This is a genomic window from Ruegeria sp. D7, from assembly GCF_056534355.1.
Map to the genome: position 1 here is coordinate 122,275 of NZ_JBQFPG010000008.1, position 19,132 is coordinate 141,406.

Below are 19,132 nucleotides of genomic sequence, written 5' to 3' on the forward strand. Positions count from 1 at the left end.
CTCCGCCCAAGCGAAAGCCCCGATTTGAGCGACTGGCTGATCTCCCTCGAAGGCACCGAAGCAGGCCACCAACTCGCCCTCGCGCTCGCTCTGATGGCGGCCTTCCTGCATGCGGTTTTCGGTGCACTGCAAAAAGGCCGCCACGACCCGTGGATGTCGCGCGGGGCGATCGATGCCTGCTACTGCCTTATGGCGATGCCATTCGCCTTCTTTATCGTGCCATGGCCCGAACCTTACATGTGGCCGATCTTTGGCGTCGTCTGGCTGATCCATATCGGCTATAAGGTGCTGCAGGCGATGGCCTACACCAAAGGCTCCTATACCGTTGTCTATCCGGTCGTGCGCGGTACTGGCCCGCTCTTCACCGTGATCGGAGCTTATCTTTTGTTCGGTGAAACCTTTTCGGCCATCCAATGGCTAGGAGTAGCGACGCTTCTCGCGGGCATCTTTGGCCTTGCCGCCTATAACCTGCGCTACCTTGAGGCCAATCGTGATACGCTGCAAATCGCGCTGGTGCTGGCGGTCGTCACGGGCCTCTTCGTGGCGCTCTATACGACATATGATGCCTACGGTATCCGCGCTACGGCCGATCCGTTCACCTTCCTTGCGTGGTTCTTCATGATCGACGGGGCCGCGATGCCGATCTATGCTGCGCTCAGATACCGCGCAATGATCCACCGCCCCGCGCTTGGACCTCTGATGCTTCGCGGGTTCGCGGGCGGCATCATCGCGCCGATGTCCTTCGGTGCCATCATGCTGGCCACGCGACTGGACAAGGTCGGAGAGGCGGCGGTCCTGCGCGAAACCTCCACCGTTTTCGCAGCACTCATCGGCTGGCTGGTGCTGAAAGAAACTGTCGGCCCCAGACGCATTGCGTTGATGGCATTGATTGCACTCGGCGCCGTAATAGTTGAAATGGGCGGGTAAGCAGCAGGTTGGAATCATGGCAGAGAAAAAAGACATCAACCCATTCCTCAAACAGGTACTGGAACTTGGCCCCCCACTGGCCTTCTTCTTCATCTACCTGCGCCTGCGTGATGACAATTTCGTGATCGGCGGCACCGAGTATTCTGGGTTCATCGTCGCCACCATCCTGTTCGTGCCGCTGATGCTGGCTGCCATGGGCATCCTCTGGTACCTGACGGGCAAACTCAGCCGGATGCAGATTTTCACCGCATTCATGGTGATTTTCTTCGGCGGCCTCACCGCGTGGTTCAATGATGAGCGGTTTTTCAAGATGAAAACAACGCTGGTCTATGGCTTCTTTTCCGCCATCCTCGGGATCGGGCTTTTGCAGGGGAAATCCTACCTGGCATATGTTCTGGACGAGATGCTACCCATGCAGCACGAGGGCTGGATGATCCTCACCCGGCGTCTGTGTGCCTGTTTCGCAGTACTGGCCGCAGCCAATGAATTGGTCTGGCGCACGATGTCAACGGACCTATGGGTCAAGATCGAAACCTTCGGCTTTCCCATTGCCTTGATGGCGTTTCTGATGATGCAGTTCAACCTGCTGCAAAGCTATATGGATGATCCCGACAAGCAATAACTGTTCTTGCCCAAGCGTAACAAGCTAACAAAATTTCTTGGCTTAAGCTTGAAGCTGTGAAAAGTTGGGTCACCACCCGCACCACTCAACCCCGGAGATCAGCGCCCGAATGATGGCATTTCCCAACAGTGGATTCCTGTCCGAAGCCTCTGAAGAGCTGCGCACCATGCTGGCAGCCCAGGCCACCGAAGTCACATTGGATCGGGGCGATGTCCTGTTCGAGCAGGACGATGAAGGCGATGCGCTCTATGCCATTCTTTCCGGTGCGCTCGAAGTGTCATTTCTTGCGTCGAGCGGGCGCAAGCTGTCTCTCAGCATGATGCGCCCAGGTGAGGTGTTCGGGGAAATCGCGTTGTTCGACAGCGGTCCCCGCACCGCAACCGTAACAGCAGCTGAGCCCTCCAAAGTCCTGCGCGTTCGCCAGAAAGACATGATGGCGCAGATCCGGGAACATCCTGACCTTGCGGTGGATCTGATCCGCTTGGCCGGTCTTCGCATGCGTTATATGGGCGCTCAATTGAACGAGCAGGTATTCCTGCCGATGCCGATCCGACTGGCGCGCAAGCTTTTGCACCTGGCAGGACAACAGGACAGCCCAACGGCACGTATCACGCTTTCGCAGAGCGAATTGGCCGAATTTGTCGGTGCGACGCGTGAGGCAGTGTCAAAGACCATTTCGACATGGAAACGCGACAATGTCGTCGAAGCTTCGCGCGGCGGGCTGCAGATCCACGACTTTGACGCGCTGCGGCAACTGGCCGAATCCGATTTAATCTAAATTTTCGGCACAGATGTGATCCGCTTCACATACGCAGCTTTAAGATTGCCCTAAGGTCAATCCCGTTACCGTAGGAGGTCGGTTTTATCATCCCCGATATCTGTCCACCGACCTCTCCCTGTACAGAGCCATATGCCTTCCCCGGCATATGGCTTTTTTCTTTACAAAGTATGAAAAAGGCCGGGAAAATATCCCGACCTTCTAATTTCAGATCTGTTCGCTGAGTTTATTATTCTAGGCTCAGCGCTACGAACCGGGGTTCCCCGCCCCGCCGCACCAGCAGCAACAGAGATTTGCGTCCTGCTTCACGCGCCTCATCCATCCGCGTCTCCAGATCAGTGATCGAAGTCACCTTCTGCTGCCCCGCCTCAGTGATAAGATCACCGGCGCGCAGACCCTTTTCAAAGGCTTCCGAGGATTCATCAACATTGGTCACCAACAATCCTTCGGCGTCGGCATCCAGACCCAATTCCTCGCGCTGGCTATCCCCCAGCGGAGCGATGGTCAGGCCAAGAATATCCTTGTCTTCCTCCGTCGGCGTTTCGGCTTCCGGCTCTTCGCCGTTCTCGGCACGTTCGGCGTCTTCGCGGCGGCCCAGCGTCACCAGCACGGTCTGGGTGCCTCCATCACGGTGCACGACCACACGCACAGATTTGCCAACGGTGGTCTCTCCCACCTGCCGCACAAGGCCGCGTGTATCCTCGACCTCGACGCCATCAAAGCTGATGATCACGTCTCCGGCCAGCAGGCCCGCTTCTTTTGCCGGGCCGTCCGGTACATCGCTGATCAACGCACCTCCGGGTTTGTCCAGCCCCATCGCCTCGGCCATATCCTCGGTCACGTCCTGAATGCGCACACCCAGCCAACCGCGGCGGGTCTCCCCGAACTCACGCAGTTGATCAACGACCTTGATCACCACGTTCGAAGCCATCGAGAAACCAATCCCGATCGAGCCGCCATTGGGCGACAGGATCGCAGTATTTACGCCGATCACCTCGCCATTCATGTTGAACAGCGGCCCACCCGAGTTGCCCCGGTTGATCGCAGCATCGGTCTGGATGTAGTCATCATATGACCCGCTCAGTGCCCGATTCCGGGCCGAGATAATCCCTGCTGACACCGAAAAGCCTTGCCCCAGCGGGTTCCCCATCGCGATCACCCAATCGCCCACGCGGGCAATGTCGCTGTCACCGAACTGCACGTATTTCAGCGGCCCTTCCGCCTCGACTTTCAGCAGCGCGATGTCGGTCTTTTCGTCCCGGCCGATTACCTTGGCAACCAAATCTTTCGCGGGCTGGCCATCACCGGGAAAAAACTCGACCAATATCTCATCGGCTTCGGCAATCACGTGATTGTTGGTGACGATATAGCCGTCTTCCGAGATCACGAAGCCCGAGCCCAGCGCATTGCTGCGACGTGGACGATTTTCATTGTCCCCGCCATTGCGATCCTGAAACTCTCGGAAAAAGTCTTCGAATGGTGAGCCCTCAGGCACGATCCCTTGCGGGCCAGTCTGGCCTTCGATCAGCGTCGACGTGGTGATATTGACCACCGCAGGGCTAATCTGTTCAGCCAGCGGCGCCAGGCTATCACCCCGCGCCTGCGCGGACACAGATTGAGCCAAAACCAGCAGCACCCCCACTAAGGTCAGCCACATCAGCCGCATCTTCATAACAAAATCGTCCCGTCGGACGGACACACTGCGCGCCTTAGCCTGCACTTGGGGTCTCCTTGTTGACTAATTCTCTGTTGGCATCACCCGGATGCCCTTCTTTGCAACCAATGTAGTCAGTTTGTCCCGGCCCGCAACTCGGGATCGCGGGGAAATCACCGGTGCGTGAAACCATCGCATCAAAAACCGACCTGATATGCGCCCCACAGCAGCACCAGCCCACTGACCACACAAAGCAGCCCGACCAGCCGCCGCGCCTGTTCCGGCAACGCGCGCAGCGCCTCAAGCATGCGTTCAATAAGCGAAGGGGCCAGCGCATAGGCCAGCCCCTCGACAATCAGTACCAGCCCGAAGGCCAGAAGGATCATGCCCATCACTCAGCGGCCGCAGCTGCCGGTGCCCGACGCCCGGTCGGAGAAGCAAGGTAGTTGAAGAACTCCGAGTCCGGGCTCAGGATCAACGAGCTGTTGCTGCCTTGCAGAGCGTTCTCGTAAGCAGTGAGCGACCGGTAGAATTCAAAGAATTCCGGATCGGCACCATAGGCTTCGGCGAAGATCGCGTTGCGTTCGGCATCGGCCTCACCGCGAATGATCTCGGCCTCACGGTTGGCGTCGGAAACCAGTTCAACCACGGTCCGGTCGGCCTGCGCGCGCACTCGCTGCGCGGCTTCGTTACCGCGGGCGCGTTCGTCGGTCGCTTCACGTTCACGTTCCGCCTTCATCCGGTCAAAAGTCGCCTCAAGGTTGGCCTGCGGCAGATCGGTCGCCTTCAGACGCACGTCGATTACGTTCACGCCCAGCGCACGTGCCTGTGCAATCGCGCTGTTGCGGATACGCAGCATCAGCGCGGCACGATCCGAACTCAGGATGTCTCGGGACGAAACCGAACCCAGCACTTCGCGGGTTTCGGCGCGCAGAATGCGGTCCAGACGATCCTCGGCAACCGGGATACCGCCGACACCAACGGCCTGACGGAACTGTTCCAGATCAGAAATCCGGTAGCGTGCGAAGGCATCGACCACCAGACGACGATCGTCCAGAGGCGTCACTTCCAGCGGCTGAACGTCAATCGACAGGATACGGTCGTCATACCGCACCACTTCCTGAATCAGCGGGATTTTGAATGCCAGCCCCGGATCTTCCTTAACCGCAACAACGCGACCAAATTGCAGAACCAGAGCGCGTTCACGCTCGTCCACGATGAAGATCGAGGACAGAACACCGACTATCGCAAGAAAGATGATCGGCAGAATAAACGTTGTCTTACGCATCAGTTGCTCTCCCCTGCAGGGTTACGGCGCAACTCGTTGAGCGGCAGATAAGGCACAACGCCCTGCCCCGATCCTGTCGAGTTTTCATCCAGAATGATCTTGTCCACATCACCCAGCACCTGCTCCATGCGTTCCAGATACAGACGTTTGCGGGTCACATCAGGTGCTTTGGAATATTCCTCCAAAACCGCGCTAAAGCGGCTGGCTTCACCCTGTGCGCCGTTGATCTGCTGGGCACGATAAGCTTCAGCCTCTTCCAGTACCTGCGCGGCTTCACCACGCGCCTCAGCGAGAACGCGGTTGGCATAGGCGTCAGCGACGTTCTGCAACCTGTCACGCTCCTGCGCGGCGGCCTGAACGTCGCGGAACGCGGCAATCACGTCCTGCGGTGGATCAGCCTTGTCAAAGTTCACACGAACGATGTTTACACCCGAATCGTAGCTGTCCATTGTCTCTTGGATCAGTTCCTGCAGGCGATCAGCAATGATACCGCGATCCCGGTTCAGGATCGGCGCAAGTTCGCTCTGCGCAATAATCTCGCGCATCGCCGATTCAGACACGGCGCGGATTGTCTGGCGCGGATCACGCAGGTTGAACAGGAATTTCGCCGGGTCATTGATGTTCCAGACAACCTGATAGTCGATATCGACCACATTCTCGTCGCCGGTCAGCATCAGACCATCGTCGCTGCCACGGGCACCGCCCATGTCTTCGTTCTGTTCGCGGGTGACCGGAATGACCTCGGCGGTCACAAAAGGCCAAGGCGCAAAGTTCAGACCCGGATTTCCGACAGCCGAGAACTCACCCAGAAACAGTTCGACAGATTGTTCTTCGGGTTTGACTGTATAAAAGCTTGCTAGCCCCCACAGACCTGCCGCAACCAACAGACCGATCGCAACGGTCCCTTTGGTAAACGCGGGGCCACCGCCGCCGCCCGAACCATTTGTACCACGGCCACCGCCGCCACGACCGCCCATCAGGACGCGCAGCTGTTCCTGGCCCTTTTTCATCAGCTCATCGATCTCGGGGATCTGCGGGCCGTCACCTTCGGGGGGCTTGCGCCCATCCCCGTTGTTACCCCGATTTCCTCCGCCTCCGGATGAGCCTCCGCCCCCCCAGGGGCCGCCGCTGTTGCCCGCCATATGTATCTTTTCCCTTGTGTTGGACCGTGTGATCACGGGTTCCCTTGTAACGTGTGTGCGCGCGCTTGCAAATCAAGCCGTGCGCACAGGTTGCCGCATTGTCACCAGTTCTTCGGCCATCACCGGATGAACTGCAACCGTACGGTCGAAATCTTCTTTGGTGGCACCCATCTTTACGGCAATTCCGGCAAGTTGGATCATCTCACCCGCGCCCGGCGCAACGATGTGACAGCCGAGGATTTTCCGCGTCTCTTGCGACACGATCAGCTTCATCAGCACGCGCTGTGTGCCTCCGGCAAACGCCTTCTGCATGGGCTTGAATGAGGTCGCATAAACCTCAATCGGTTCCTGTTCCGCAGCCGCTTCCTCGCTGAGGCCCACAGTACCCATTTCCGGCTGGGTAAAGATCGCGGTCGGGATCAGTTCGTGATCAACGGGCGTTGGATTGCCTTTAAAGACGGTCTCGACAAAGGCCATGCCTTCGCGGATCGCCACAGGGGTCAGGTTCACCCGATCCGTTACATCGCCAATGGCAAAGATCGAGGGCACGCCGGTCTGGCTGTACTCATCCACGATGATCTCACCCTTGCGACCGCGCGCGACGCCCAAAGCCTCAAGCCCCAGATCATCCGCATTCGGCGCGCGGCCCGTGGCATACATCACAACGTCGAATAGCTGCTCGGAGCCATTTGTGGCCTTCACCCAGATTTTGTCGCCTTGCTTTTTCATCTCAAGCACGTTGGTACCCAGATGCAGGTCGATCCCGTTCTGGCACATCTCTTCACTGATCAGCCCGCGCGCCTCATCATCAAAGCCCCGCAGAATCTGCGCCCCGCGATAGAACTGAGTCGTTTTGACCCCCATCCCATTCATGATCCCGGCAAATTCACAGGCGATATATCCACCGCCAACGATCAGCATGGATTCGGGCAGTTCCTCCAGGTGGAAAATCTCATTCGAGGTGATCGCAAGATCAGATCCGGGGAACTCGGGTACAACCGGACGACCGCCCGTTGCGACAAGAATATGCTTGGCTGTCTTGCGGGTACCATCAGCCAGTTCCACCGTATGCGGATCAACGACATGGGCGCGCTGGTCGAAACTCTCGACACCATTGTTCTTCAGGATATTGCGGTAGATACCTTCCAACCGATCGAGCTCTGCGTGCAGCTTAACTTTGAAAGTGTTCCAGTTGAACGCACCCGGCTGCATGTCCCAGCCATAAGCCTGCGCGTCCCCGACCGTATCCGCGAACTCGCTAGCGAAAACCATCAGCTTCTTGGGTACACAGCCACGGATCACGCAGGTTCCGCCGTAACGATCCTCTTCCGCCAGAGCCACCTTGGCGCCGTTTTCACCCGCCGCCACCCGTGCCGCGCGAACTCCGCCCGAGCCGCCTCCGATGACGAACAGATCATAGTCAAAGCTCATGTACGAGTTCCTTTTATTCCGCGTGTCCAAAATTCACTGGATATCTGGGCGCAAATCCTGAACTGCCAACCCCTGACGCGGGAAATAGTGATTTTTCTTCTGCAGTTTATCGCGCCACCTGCCTGATCTTTAGTCCGCCAGATCAGAAAACAGGTTGTCCCCGGCGTCGCCCAGCATATCGGTCAGGACTGTACCCTCATTGATATCACGCAATTCGACCCGGCCATCGCCATAACCAATGACAACCTTGTCGCAAATATCAATGAACAGCCCATTTTCGACCACACCCGGGATCTGATTCATCACCAGTGCCAGTTGGCGGGCATTGCCGATCCGCTTGAGATGCAGGTCCAGAATGTGATTGCCCTCATCCGTAACCTTGGGTGCTTCACCGTTCATGCGCAAAGTGACCGAGGTGCCCAGCACATCCATCGTGTCCAGCGCCTCTTCAATCAGGGTGCGGGTGGTCTGCCAGCCGAACGGGATCACCTCGACCGGCAGAGGGAATGCGCCCAGCGTCTCAACCTCTTTGCCTGCATCCGCGATCACCACCATCTGATCGCTGGCTGTGGCCACAATCTTTTCCTGCAACAGCGCAGCACCACCGCCCTTGATCAGGTTGAACTCGCCATCAAACTCATCCGCGCCGTCGATTGTCAGGTCCAACCAGCCGGCCTGATCCAGCGAGACGACCTCGATCCCTTCTTCCCGCGCCAATTGCGCCGTCGCGGTCGACGTCGGAACGCCCTTGATTTTCAACCCTCCATCGCGCACCCGTTCACCCAGGCGGCGCACAAACCACGCGGCGGTCGAGCCTGTCCCCAATCCCACACGCATCCCGTCCTGAACAAGATCGGCGGCGCGACAGGCAGCAACGTATTTCGCTTTGTCGATGGGCGACAAGTCTCTGGTCATGGCAGCTTCCCCCAAGAATACTGCCAGACTTATACGGAATGCCCCGCGCAACTGCGAGAGGCAAAACACTTCATACCTGTGCTAACATGTCGCTGAAATACGCGTTTCCGATAGGAAACGTCGCAATCAGCCTCTATTGTGATCGCCAGACCCCCTAGATAGTCGCCATGGAATCGCCATACCGCCTGCACTACGCCCCCGACAACGCCTCGCTGGTGATCCGACTGGCGCTGGAAGAGATGGGCCTGCCCTATGAGACCATACTGGTCGATCGCGCCCGCGATGCACAGAATAGTGCGGCGTATCGGGCGTTGAATCCGAACGGGCTGATCCCGGTGCTGGAGACGCCCCAGGGTCCGATCTTCGAGACCGCCGCAATCCTGCTGTGGCTGGCTGATACGCATGGGCAATTGGCCCCGACACAGGTCAGCCCTGATCGGGCGGCATTCCTGAAGTGGCTATTCTTCGCCTCTAATACCCTGCATGCCGATCTGCGAATGCTGTTCTATGCCGAGAAATACATCGCTGCTGATCAGTCCGATACACTACGCTCCGGCATCCGCCCGCGGCTGCGGCAGCACCTGAATCTGCTGGATGCTCAAGCCCAAAAAGCGCCCGACTGGTTCAGTGCTGATCACCCTTCAGTCCTGACGATATATGTGTCCTGCATGATGCGCTGGATGGCGCTCTATCCCGCTAAGGCGGACCGCAGCTGGTATCAACTCGCCGACACGCCTTATCTGCAAAAAATCCTGATGCAGCTAGAATCAAACCCGTCGACCCGCGCAGCTATTGCCGCCGAGGGGCTGGGGGTCACTCCCTTCACCTCGCCGACCTACGCCAACCCTCCAGAAGGCTCAGCTACCTGATATGTTTCTCTCTGTCTTCGATATGTTCAAAGTGGGCATCGGCCCATCTTCTTCCCACACCATGGGTCCGATGGTGGCCGCTGCACGGTTCCTTGACCTGATGCGCGCCTCACCGTTCGAGTTTTCGGGCCTGCGCGGCTCGTTGCACGGCTCGCTGGCCTTTACCGGCGTCGGCCACGCCACCGACCGCGCTACCATTCTGGGCCTCGCCGGGTTTGTGCCCGACACCTATGACAACGACAAGGCCGAAGCCACACTGGCAGCTATCGCAGAATCCCATACGGTGACACCCGAAGGCCTGCCGACGCTGAGCTTTGATCCCAAAGCCGATCTGATCTTCGACTACGACAACAATCTGCCCGGTCATGCCAATGGTATGATCCTGATGGCCACTGACGCACAAGGCGATGTCATCCTGCGTCAGGTCTACTACTCCATCGGTGGAGGATTTGTTCTTACGGAAGAGGAATTGGCCGAAGGCAAGGCAACTGACGAAGGTGCGCCTGTGCCCTTCCCGTTCAAATCCGCCGCCGAAATGCTGCAAATGGCCAAAGACAACGGTAAAAGCATCGCTCAAATGAAGCGCGAAAATGAGATCGCGCGCGGTTGCGCGGATAGCTTTGCCAAAGGCACCGCGCGTCTTTGGCAGGTCATGAATGACTGCATCGAGCGTGGGCTAAAAACGGATGGCATCCTGCCCGGTGGTCTCAGCGTGCGCCGCCGCGCCAAAGGCATTCACGATGCCCTTCTGGCAGAACGCGGCATGAACCTGAATGCCCCGCATACGATCAACGACTGGATGAGCGTTTACGCCATGGCCGTGAACGAGGAAAACGCAGCCGGTGGGCAGGTTGTCACCGCCCCTACAAATGGCGCGGCAGGCGTGCTGCCATCAGTTCTGCGCTATTACCTCGATCACGTGCCCGGCGCGTCCGAAAGCCATATCGAGGATTTCCTGCTGACCGCCGCCGCCATCGGTGGTCTGGTCAAGTTCAACGCTTCGATCTCGGGCGCTGAAGCGGGCTGTCAGGCCGAGGTTGGCAGCGCGTCAGCCATGGCTGCGGCAGGCATGTGCGCCGTGATGGGCGGTACGCCTGAGCAGGTTGAAAACGCCGCCGAGATCGCGTTGGAACATCACCTTGGCATGACCTGCGACCCAGTCGCGGGCCTTGTGCAGGTGCCGTGTATCGAGCGTAACGGATTGGGCGCGATCAAGGCCGTCTCGGCGGCCTCGCTGGCCCTGCGTGGCGACGGCAAGCACTTTATGCCTTTGGACGCGGCCATTGAAACTATGCGCCAGACCGGCGAGGATATGCACGAGAAATACAAGGAAACATCTTTGGGCGGGTTGGCCGTCAACGTGCCGAACTGCTGATCTGACAGCAAGAACAAGTGGGGTGACATGCGCGGACATTGCCTGTGCGGCAAGATTGGATACGAGGTTGACCCTCCGGTTCTGTCCTGTGTCACCTGCCATTGCGACAGCTGCCGTCGCCAATGCGCGGCCCCGATGACCACCTATTTCGGGGTGCGCGACGGCAATTGGCGCTGGACCGGGGAACAGCCAAAACGGTTCAACTCCTCCCCCGGAGTCGAGCGCAGTTTCTGCCCCCATTGCGGCACGCCAATCTCCTTCCGCTCGACTGTGATGTCGGATGTTATGCACCTCTATGTGGCGACGCTGGAAAAACCCGAAGCACTCAGCCCAACCTTGCATGTCGCGCACGAGGAAAAGCTTAGCTGGCTGCAGCTTGGTGACGGCCTGCCCACCTGCATCGGCCCGGATTACACCAAAGTCCAACCCCTGCCCGACACCTGAGATCAGAGCTTCCCCCTCTGCCGCGAAACCGCTAGCGTCGCGCACATGACTCAGGATCGTCCCGTTCTCGGCATCATATTGATGCTCGGCTTTTGCGTGCTCGCACCGCTGGGTGACGGGATGGCAAAGCTGTTGGGTGAAACCACAGCTTTGGGACTGCTGGTACTGGTGCGGTTTGCTGTTCAGGCGATGATCCTGATCCCACTGATCGCGATGACCGGCAAGCCATGGAAGATGACGCCGCGCGTTTTGCGCCTGACGATGATCCGCACCCTTCTGCACATCATTGGGATCGCAGCGATGTTCACAGCGCTGCAATATATGCCGCTGGCCGATACCGTGGCCATCGCCTTTGTAATGCCCTTCATCATGCTGCTTTTGGGCAAATACGTTCTGGGCGAACAGGTCGGCCCCCGACGTCTGGTCGCCTGTGTCGTGGGATTCATCGGCACCTTGCTGGTCATCCAACCCAGCTTTGCACAAGTGGGCGCGCCTGCCTTGTTGCCCTTGATCGTCGCAGTGGTCTTCGCCCTGTTCATGTTGGTTACGCGGCAGATCGCCAAGGAAACAGACCCGGTTGCGCTGCAGGCTGTATCGGGGGCCATGGCAACCGCCTTTTTGCTGCCGATTGTCCTGCTGGGTTCCCAAATCGGCCTGCCCGCAATGTCCCTGACGATGCCCACGGCCGAGACGCTCTGGCTGCTGCTGGGGATCGGTGTGCTGGGCACCGTGGCGCATCTACTTATGACATGGTCTCTGCGCTATGCGCCGTCTGCGACTCTGGCCCCGATGCAATATCTAGAGATTCCGGTCGCCACCCTGATCGGCTGGCTGATCTTCCACGATCTGCCAAACGGGCTGGCCGCGCTGGGCATCGGCATCACCATCGCCGCCGGGCTCTACGTTATCCTGCACGAGCGGGCCAACGCTCGGTCCGGCCCGACTGAAACGCCTGCATGACCTGATCCAACGCCGCGCGCGGCAGGATCGTCAGCAACCCGGGTCCATCGACCTCAAGCTTTAGCGCGCCTAGCGCTCGGTTTGAGGTTCCGACCTGCCCGTCCGGTTCTAGCACCAGATCATCAATCGGCCATTCCAGCCCCTCGCTGCGCCCGGTCACCCGCCGCAGCGGAAACAATGAAACCGTGTCTCCTGCTGTGAGCTCCAGACTGATCCTGGGTGGCGTATGAAAGACAATTTCTCGTGCGCCCAACAGGACACAAGGCCGATCCTGCAACCGAACCAGAGTATTGAACGCCACCAACTGATGATCCACCCGCGCGCCCAGAAATCCTGCTGCCAGCACCACAGGCGCATCCATATTGCGCAGCGCCTTGTCAAAATCGGTGCTGTTCTGCTCGGATATCCGGAACAACCGATCCTTGGGAATCCGGGCCCGATATTCTGCCGTAATCGAGTCCAAATCGCCGATCACTGCGTCCGGCATCCGTCCCGAATCAATCAACGCAGCCGCACCGCCATCCGCCGCAACGGCAGAATTGACGCGATTTAGCACCAGATTCACATCCTCTGAACAGATTTCGCCCCCACCAAACAGCCCGATTGGCCCGCCAGAGCGAACAATTGCCCCATTTTCCACAAGATTGACCATATTTTCCAGTTTTGGACATAATGAAACCACAAAATGATAGCTTCATGGCTAGAGTTTCGAGTCGGTTGCCCCTGCTGTGTCTGGTAGTCGACCTGGTAGTTTGTAAAGGACATGCGTCTGATGGTACAGAACAACAAGGTACTCACCGTTTCATACGGCACCTTCTCGTGCACCCTCGAAGGCTTTGACGATTCATTTGAAACAATGAAGGCGATCGCCGAGTATTTCCGGGACCTTGCAGCGGATGACCGATACTTCGGATCGGAACCCCCTCAGCCTGACGCCGAGATGCTGACCCGGATCGCACAACGGGACGCCGCACAGAAGGTTGAAGCCAGCCAGAACGAGACCGGCCTGTTGCTGCGCGCAACGGAAGCCGCCCCGGTTGCAGCACCGACCCCCGCTGCAATTGCGCCAGCCACAACACCTGAACCTGTTCAGCCTGTCGCGGATGTTGTTCCCCCTGCTCCGTCTGTTCCGCAATCCGACGATGCCCCCGCCGCTGACAGCATCGCAGCCAAGCTGCAGCGAATCCGGGCTGTTGTTTCGCATTCCGATGCTGCCCCTGCCGGATACTCTGAAGACGAAGACGTCAGCTATCTGCAGCCCGTAAAGCCAAAGGTCGATGCAATTTCTGCCGCTTTTGAGTCCGGCGCGCTGAGCCCGGCCGATCTGGAAGACACGGCCGCGGACGACGCTCCGGCAACGGCCCCGCAGGTCGAACAGCCTGCCGAATCCGAGCAAATGGCAACGATCGCCGAGCTGCCGGTTGAGGACGAAGAACCACTCGCGCCTGCCGCTATCGAACAGGACGAAGTCGAAGCAGCCCCGATCATCTCACCGGCGATCACTGCCGAATTTGAAGACGAGGACGAAGCGCCCGAACAGCCGTCGGCCGATGTCACGGACAAGGACGTGTTGTTCTCGGACCTCGACGACGAATCTGAAACTGAAGACGAAGGCCCGTCAAACATTCTGAATGGCCAGGACGACACCGACGAAGACGACACCGACGAAGATGAAACATCACCGGATCTTACCGGCCTCGCCCATGGCGTCATCTCGGCCGAGGATGAGGCGCTGCTGCTTGACGAAATGGCGCTGGTAGAATCCGAGCTGGCGGCAAACACGACGGCTGAGCTGCCCGATATGACGGGTTTGGATCAGGACGTATCGCGCCTGATGGACGAAGCGGGCGCCCATATGGATGATCCTGCCACTAGCGGTCAGCGCGAAACATATTCTCACCTGCGCACTGCCGTTGCTGCAACCGAAGCAGACCGCGAAGATGGCGCAGACAAATCTCAGACCCCCGAGGATGATTATCGCGGTGATCTGGCCTCGGTCGTCAATCCACGCCGACCCGAGATCGAGGTCACCAGTGAACGCCCCACCCCGGATGCTGCCGCACCATTGAAACTGGTGGCTGAACAGCGGGTGGATACCGAAACGGCTGACACCGGCCCGGTGACACCGCGCCGTGTCACCTCAGCGGACGAGGAATCTGCAGATGAAGAAGGTGGTTTTGCAGCCTTTGCGCAAGAACAGGGTGCCCAATCGCTACTCGACCTGCTGGAAGCTGCCGCGGCTTATCTGTCCTTCATCGAAGGTCAGGAGCAGTTCTCGCGTCCACAGCTGATGAACAAAGTTCGCTCGCTCAAGCAGGACTCGTTCAACCGCGAAGAAAGCTTGCGCTCATTCGGTCAGTTACTGCGGGACGGCAAGATCGAAAAGGCCGGAGGTGGCCGTTTCGCCGCCTCAACCCAAATCGGGTTCCGCCCGAACGACGACGAGCGTGCCGCTGGCTGACACCAAGATCCCCCAATACCCCCTCAAGACAAAATTGGGCCAGAGGAAACTTTGGCCCTTTTTCGTTCCGTGGCTGGCAGCCAAAAAGCCAATCAAGTTCAGAAGTTGAACGCCAGCGCCACGTAAGGGCCGGTCAGGATCAGATCAATCACATCGCGCCCGTCTTCAAACTCAACATCCAGATGGCGATACCCACCCGCAACGTTGATATTCTCACGCCACTTCCAACTAGCCTGCACCAGCGCTTCCCACTGGAATTCCGAGCCATAACCGAAGCCGCCGATATTGCCCATCGCTGTGAGGCTCCAGCGGTCATTCAGCGCGTAGTTATAGCGTGCGCCGATCAACGGGTCGGTCCAGCTTTGATCTGTGCTGAAGGTGCGATCCAGCACGGTGGTCGAAACATCCAGGTCCCAATGGCGCAGCCCGGCCAACGCTTCCAACCGTGACCGATCATCCTGATAGACCGCATAGCTGGCCGCCAGTGAGACCATCGTGCCCTCAAGATCCCAACTGGCTGCATCGTCAAACCGACCGACCGAGACATCGTCACCCAAATTGAGATAATTGAATTCACCACCAATGGTCCAACGCCCATTTCGGGCCTGACCAGCGATCAGGAACGCGCCCTTCAGAATGTCGAAGATCGAGGTATCCCCGTTCACCGGCGGGTTTGGTCCCACGTCCAGTGAGGTTCTGAATTCCGGCCCCCAGAAATAAGGCGCAATGGTATAGCGCCAATCATCGGCCTGAGCGCTGCTCGCGATACATGTTGTGGTAACCGCCGCTAATACCCGGTTTTTCATGCCCTATCTGCCTCTGGTTGCCGCGAAAGAAAGTCGCAAACATCGTGCCACGCAGAAGACACCAAGACAATCGGGCGGCTTAGCTTTGATCTTGATCCGGGTCCTCTTTGCCCACCCCGCGGAAGACAAATTTGAACGGCAACGCCCAGACAATGCCAAGCGCGACATATACCAGAAGTTCCAGCCAGATCGGCGGGCGATCCAGCCAGTTCACGATTGTCACAACCGCAACGATATAGATGGGGAGCCCGATCAGCAGCAGCACCAATGACCACCGCCGACGTGCCTTATAGCTAAGGCCGGGTTTGTCGTTGCTGCTCATCAATCTGCAAACGGGTCGGTCACCAGAATGGTGTCCTCCCGCTCCGGGCTGGTGGACAAAAGGGCGACCGGACATTCGATCAATTCCTCGACGCGGCGCACGTATTTGATCGCGTTCGCAGGCAAGTCTGCCCAACTGCGCGCGCCTTCGGTGGATTCGCTCCAGCCCGGCATCTCTTCGTAAATCGGCGTGCAACGTGCTTGCTGGTCGGCGGCGGTCGGCAGATAGTCCAGACGATCGCCATCCAGCTCATACCCGACACAAATTTTCAGCGTCTCGAACCCGTCCAACACATCCAGCTTAGTCAGGGAGATGCCGTTCACACCGCTAGTCGCGCAGGTTTGGCGTACCAGACAGGCATCGAACCAACCACAACGGCGTTTGCGCCCCGTCGTGGTGCCGAACTCATGCCCCCGTTCGCCCAGGCGCTGGCCATCTTCGTCGTCTAATTCGGTTGGGAAAGGCCCCTCACCCACGCGGGTCGTGTACGCCTTGACGATGCCCAAAACGAAGTCGATCGAACCCGGCCCAATCCCAACGCCTGTCGAGGCCTGGCCCGCAATCACATTCGACGATGTCACAAATGGATAGGTCCCGAAATCGATATCCAGCAGCGCACCCTGTGCGCCTTCGAACAGGATTCGCTTGCCTGCCTTGCGCTTCTCGTTCAGCACCTTCCACACCGGTGCTGCGAAAGGCAAAATCTGCGGCGCGATCTCTTTCAACTGCGCAATCAACGCGTCACGATCAATAGGTTCCAACCCCAGCCCATTGCGCAGCGCATTGTGATGGACCAAGGCCCGATCGACCCGCAGCGCCAGCGTCGCATCATCAGCCAGATCAGCCACCCGGATTACACGCCGACCAACCTTGTCTTCATAGCATGGACCGATCCCGCGACCGGTCGTGCCGATCTTGGCCACCGAGTTCTGGCTTTCGCGCGCACGATCCAGCTCGCCATGGAACGGTAGGATCAGCGGGGTGTTCTCGGCAATCATCAGCGTCTCGGGCGTGATATCGACACCCTGCGCGCGGATGGTACCGATCTCTTTGATCAGGTGCCAAGGGTCCAGAACGACCCCATTACCGATCACGCTCAGCTTTCCACCGCGTACGACGCCCGAAGGTAGCGCATGCAGTTTGTAAACCTCACCCTCAATGACCAGCGTGTGCCCGGCATTATGTCCACCCTGAAAACGCGCGATCACATCCGCTCGCTCACTGAGCCAGTCGACGATCTTGCCTTTTCCTTCGTCGCCCCACTGGGCGCCGACAACAACCACGTTGGCCATATCCGGTCCTTTTGCGCTGAATATTCAAACCCGGCTCATATAGCCGGGCACAGACGGCAGGGAAACCGATATTTCGCCGCAGATACAAATCGTGCTGCGCGCGATGCCTCCGGCGGAGGTGTTTTTGGCCAGATGAAGAGCGGATCCCCTGCTTCATCTGGCCAAAAGTACCTCGGGGGAGTCGCCCGGACGGGCGGCGGGGGCAGCGCCCCCTCTGCTTTTAGCGCAATTGTACGGGATGACCGTGGGGTGTTGTCAGGTAAGCCTCTTCCCATGCATTGCGAAGATCCTGGACATCATCAGTGGGCGCTTCCCCCTGCTCAGCCAGCAGCGCCTCCAAGGTCTCTAACCAAGCGTGAAAGTAATCGTCCCCACCATCCAGATCTTTTTTGAGGCCGTTCCGTTTCAAAGTATTGGAAAACCGTTCCGCCCAGTCCGGCCAATCAAACCGGCCCGCTTCGTTCAAGGCCACTGTGACCGCAAAAACCTGCGCGTGCCAGGGCTCGGCAAAAACCGGCTCGGGGGCCGAGTGAGTGATACAATCGCTCATGCGGGCTCCAAATAAGACTGCCAGAGGTCCAGCACGACTTCATCCGCCGGATGCTCGGGGTTTGCCCAAAGTTCTGAGGCGGGAAACACGACCGCATATAGCGGCTCGGGGGCTTCACCCAACCCATGGGCGTTGGAATCCGGCAGGACATGAGTGCCATGCAGCCTGAGGATGCGACCCGTTGCACCCGCGGCATAGATCGGCAACCGGGTGTGGCCGCCATCAACCAGTCGATTGGCGCTCTGGCCCAAGGTTCGGACGGCCTGTCCAGCCTGAAGCCGAACTTCGACGTTCGACGGGCGATCTGCGGGTCCACCTTTGGCCAAAGCGCCTGCGACGGCGTCAGCCTTCAGGGTACGCTCAGTCAGAGGATGAACACCATCCCCGTCAACACCGCGCAAATCATCAAGCGTCAGGACACCCTTTTCGACCAGAAGATCAGCCAGACCGGACATCCATTTCTCATAGTAAGAAAACCGCGCGTAGTCCGTAGGAGACAACCTTTCCCGCGCGTGGCGTGAGACATCGATATTCCATTGCCCCAGAAACCCCGCAGCGAGCGTTACCGCCAGCGCCCGACCGTGCCAGTCTTCGGCAAACACCGGCGCGTCTTCGGGTTCCGGGTTCACCGGACCATCACCAAAGCGCCCTCCCATATCATGTACGCGCGTCATGACGGCACCTTGGGTAGCCCAGTGCCGATCATGCTGTCGCGGGTGACCAGCGCGGCCAGTTCATCCGCGTTCAATCCTTCTGTGCTCTCTGGGCGCATCGGCAGGACGAGGTAACGAATTTCGGCCGTCGAATCCCAGACGCGAACCGAAGTGCCTTCGGGCAAGGTAACGCCAAACTCAGACAGGACCTTGCGCGGCTCTCGCACGGCGCGGGCGCGGTAAGCGTCAGATTTGTACCAGCCCGGTGGAATTCCTAGCAGCGGCCACGGGTAACAGCTGCACAAGGTGCAGACGACCATGTTGTGCTGTTCAGGCGTGTTCTCGACGACCACCATATGCTCACCCTGACGACCGTAATAGCCCAGATCCGCCACGACTGATGTGGCGTCTGCCAGCAGCGCGGCTCTGAAATCGGGATCACTCCAAGCCTTGGCAACAACATGCGCGCCGTTCTGTGGACCTATCTTGTTCTGATAAGTATCGATGATTTCATCCAGCGCTGCAGGATCAATCAGACCCTTGCGGGTCAGAATCGTCTCAAGCGCTTTGACGCGCAGCGCGGGTTCGGGAGGCAACAGGGCGTGCGGGTGGTCGTGATCATCATGTGGCATGAGGCGCAGCC

General features: G+C 58.7%; 21 protein-coding genes. 8 read left to right on the forward strand and 13 right to left on the reverse strand.

Features of this window, described 5'->3' with window-relative positions:
* The first annotated feature begins 24 nt into the window (after positions 1-24).
* The 3 genes from ACRZ9U_RS13020 to ACRZ9U_RS13030 all read left to right on the forward strand — a co-directional run bounded on the left by ACRZ9U_RS13020 (position 25) and on the right by ACRZ9U_RS13030 (position 2,327).
* The gene (locus ACRZ9U_RS13020) at positions 25-927 is read left to right on the forward strand and encodes a DMT family transporter (protein WP_170404938.1); all 903 of its coding nucleotides are present in this window, start codon (positions 25-27) and stop codon (positions 925-927) included.
* A gap of 16 nt (positions 928-943) precedes the next feature.
* Complete coding sequence (locus tag ACRZ9U_RS13025; protein ID WP_170393548.1) at positions 944-1,549, forward strand: inner membrane-spanning protein YciB; 606 nt, start codon at positions 944-946, stop codon at positions 1,547-1,549.
* A 109-nt stretch (positions 1,550-1,658) separates the two neighbouring features.
* Positions 1,659-2,327, forward strand: coding sequence for a Crp/Fnr family transcriptional regulator (locus ACRZ9U_RS13030; protein WP_170393550.1), 669 nt, complete (start codon positions 1,659-1,661; stop codon positions 2,325-2,327).
* Positions 2,328-2,556: 229 nt separating this feature from the next.
* Here ACRZ9U_RS13030 and ACRZ9U_RS13035 read toward each other — a convergent pair whose 3' ends face one another.
* The 6 genes from ACRZ9U_RS13035 to rpiA all read right to left on the reverse strand — a co-directional run bounded on the left by ACRZ9U_RS13035 (position 2,557) and on the right by rpiA (position 8,757).
* On the reverse strand, positions 2,557-3,999 hold the full coding sequence (locus ACRZ9U_RS13035) for a Do family serine endopeptidase (RefSeq protein ID WP_480503421.1): 1,443 nt from the start codon (positions 3,997-3,999) through the stop codon (positions 2,557-2,559).
* A 179-nt stretch (positions 4,000-4,178) separates the two neighbouring features.
* A complete protein-coding gene (locus tag ACRZ9U_RS13040; protein WP_170393554.1) occupies positions 4,179-4,373 on the reverse strand; it encodes a DUF2065 domain-containing protein in 195 nt (64 codons plus the stop codon).
* Entirely contained in the window at positions 4,373-5,269 is an 897-nt protein-coding gene (gene hflC, locus ACRZ9U_RS13045) for a protease modulator HflC (protein ID WP_170393556.1), read from the reverse strand. Before hflC ends, ACRZ9U_RS13040 begins: the two co-directional genes overlap by 1 nt.
* Positions 5,269-6,411, reverse strand: a complete 1,143-nt coding sequence (gene hflK, locus ACRZ9U_RS13050) for an FtsH protease activity modulator HflK (RefSeq protein ID WP_170393723.1) — start codon at positions 6,409-6,411, stop codon at positions 5,269-5,271. Before hflK ends, hflC begins: the two co-directional genes overlap by 1 nt.
* Positions 6,412-6,483: 72 nt before the next feature.
* Positions 6,484-7,842 carry a glutathione-disulfide reductase gene (gene gor / locus ACRZ9U_RS13055; RefSeq protein ID WP_170393558.1) on the reverse strand — a complete coding sequence of 453 codons (1,359 nt, stop codon included), beginning with the start codon at positions 7,840-7,842 and terminating at the stop codon, positions 6,484-6,486.
* 129 nt (positions 7,843-7,971) lie between these two features.
* On the reverse strand, positions 7,972-8,757 hold the full coding sequence (rpiA, locus tag ACRZ9U_RS13060) for a ribose-5-phosphate isomerase RpiA (RefSeq protein ID WP_170404935.1): 786 nt from the start codon (positions 8,755-8,757) through the stop codon (positions 7,972-7,974).
* Positions 8,758-8,924: 167 nt separating this feature from the next.
* Between rpiA and ACRZ9U_RS13065 the strand changes: the two genes are divergently transcribed.
* The 4 genes from ACRZ9U_RS13065 to ACRZ9U_RS13080 are packed head-to-tail and all read left to right on the forward strand — an operon-like array spanning position 8,925 to position 12,405.
* The gene (locus ACRZ9U_RS13065) at positions 8,925-9,626 is read left to right on the forward strand and encodes a glutathione S-transferase family protein (RefSeq protein ID WP_170404933.1); all 702 of its coding nucleotides are present in this window, start codon (positions 8,925-8,927) and stop codon (positions 9,624-9,626) included.
* A 1-nt stretch (position 9,627) separates the two neighbouring features.
* Positions 9,628-11,001, forward strand: a complete 1,374-nt coding sequence (locus ACRZ9U_RS13070; protein ID WP_170393564.1) for an L-serine ammonia-lyase — start codon at positions 9,628-9,630, stop codon at positions 10,999-11,001.
* Positions 11,002-11,028: 27 nt separating this feature from the next.
* Positions 11,029-11,445: a GFA family protein gene (locus ACRZ9U_RS13075; protein ID WP_170404929.1), complete on the forward strand. Its 417-nt coding sequence runs from the start codon at positions 11,029-11,031 to the stop codon at positions 11,443-11,445.
* Positions 11,446-11,490: 45 nt separating this feature from the next.
* Positions 11,491-12,405: a DMT family transporter gene (locus ACRZ9U_RS13080; RefSeq protein WP_170404926.1), complete on the forward strand. Its 915-nt coding sequence runs from the start codon at positions 11,491-11,493 to the stop codon at positions 12,403-12,405.
* Here ACRZ9U_RS13080 and ACRZ9U_RS13085 read toward each other — a convergent pair.
* Positions 12,350-13,057 (reverse strand): thiamine diphosphokinase, encoded by a 708-nt coding sequence (locus ACRZ9U_RS13085; protein WP_170404923.1) that lies wholly within the window; start codon positions 13,055-13,057, stop codon positions 12,350-12,352. The genes ACRZ9U_RS13080 and ACRZ9U_RS13085 overlap by 56 nt on opposite strands.
* Before the next feature lie 120 nt (positions 13,058-13,177).
* On the opposite strand from ACRZ9U_RS13085, the gene ACRZ9U_RS13090 reads away from it, so the two are divergent.
* On the forward strand, positions 13,178-14,866 hold the full coding sequence (locus ACRZ9U_RS13090) for a hypothetical protein (protein WP_170404920.1): 1,689 nt from the start codon (positions 13,178-13,180) through the stop codon (positions 14,864-14,866).
* A 98-nt stretch (positions 14,867-14,964) separates the two neighbouring features.
* Here the strand turns inward: ACRZ9U_RS13090 and ACRZ9U_RS13095 are convergent, their stop codons facing one another.
* From ACRZ9U_RS13095 to nthA, 6 genes are all read right to left on the reverse strand, one after another.
* The gene (locus tag ACRZ9U_RS13095; protein WP_170404917.1) at positions 14,965-15,672 is read right to left on the reverse strand and encodes a YfaZ family protein; all 708 of its coding nucleotides are present in this window, start codon (positions 15,670-15,672) and stop codon (positions 14,965-14,967) included.
* Between the two features lie 79 nt (positions 15,673-15,751).
* The gene (locus ACRZ9U_RS13100) at positions 15,752-15,994 is read right to left on the reverse strand and encodes a DUF2842 domain-containing protein (RefSeq protein ID WP_170393574.1); all 243 of its coding nucleotides are present in this window, start codon (positions 15,992-15,994) and stop codon (positions 15,752-15,754) included.
* Positions 15,994-17,286, reverse strand: a complete 1,293-nt coding sequence (locus ACRZ9U_RS13105; RefSeq protein WP_170393577.1) for an adenylosuccinate synthase — start codon at positions 17,284-17,286, stop codon at positions 15,994-15,996. The genes ACRZ9U_RS13100 and ACRZ9U_RS13105 overlap by 1 nt, the downstream gene beginning before the upstream one ends.
* 220 nt (positions 17,287-17,506) lie before the next feature.
* Entirely contained in the window at positions 17,507-17,836 is a 330-nt protein-coding gene (locus ACRZ9U_RS13110) for a nitrile hydratase accessory protein (protein ID WP_170404914.1), read from the reverse strand.
* Entirely contained in the window at positions 17,833-18,510 is a 678-nt protein-coding gene (gene nthB / locus ACRZ9U_RS13115) for a nitrile hydratase subunit beta (RefSeq protein ID WP_480902024.1), read from the reverse strand. The genes ACRZ9U_RS13110 and nthB overlap by 4 nt, the downstream gene beginning before the upstream one ends.
* Positions 18,507-19,121 (reverse strand): nitrile hydratase subunit alpha, encoded by a 615-nt coding sequence (nthA, locus tag ACRZ9U_RS13120; RefSeq protein WP_170404906.1) that lies wholly within the window; start codon positions 19,119-19,121, stop codon positions 18,507-18,509. Before nthA ends, nthB begins: the two co-directional genes overlap by 4 nt.
* Between the last annotated feature and the right edge of the window lie 11 nt (positions 19,122-19,132).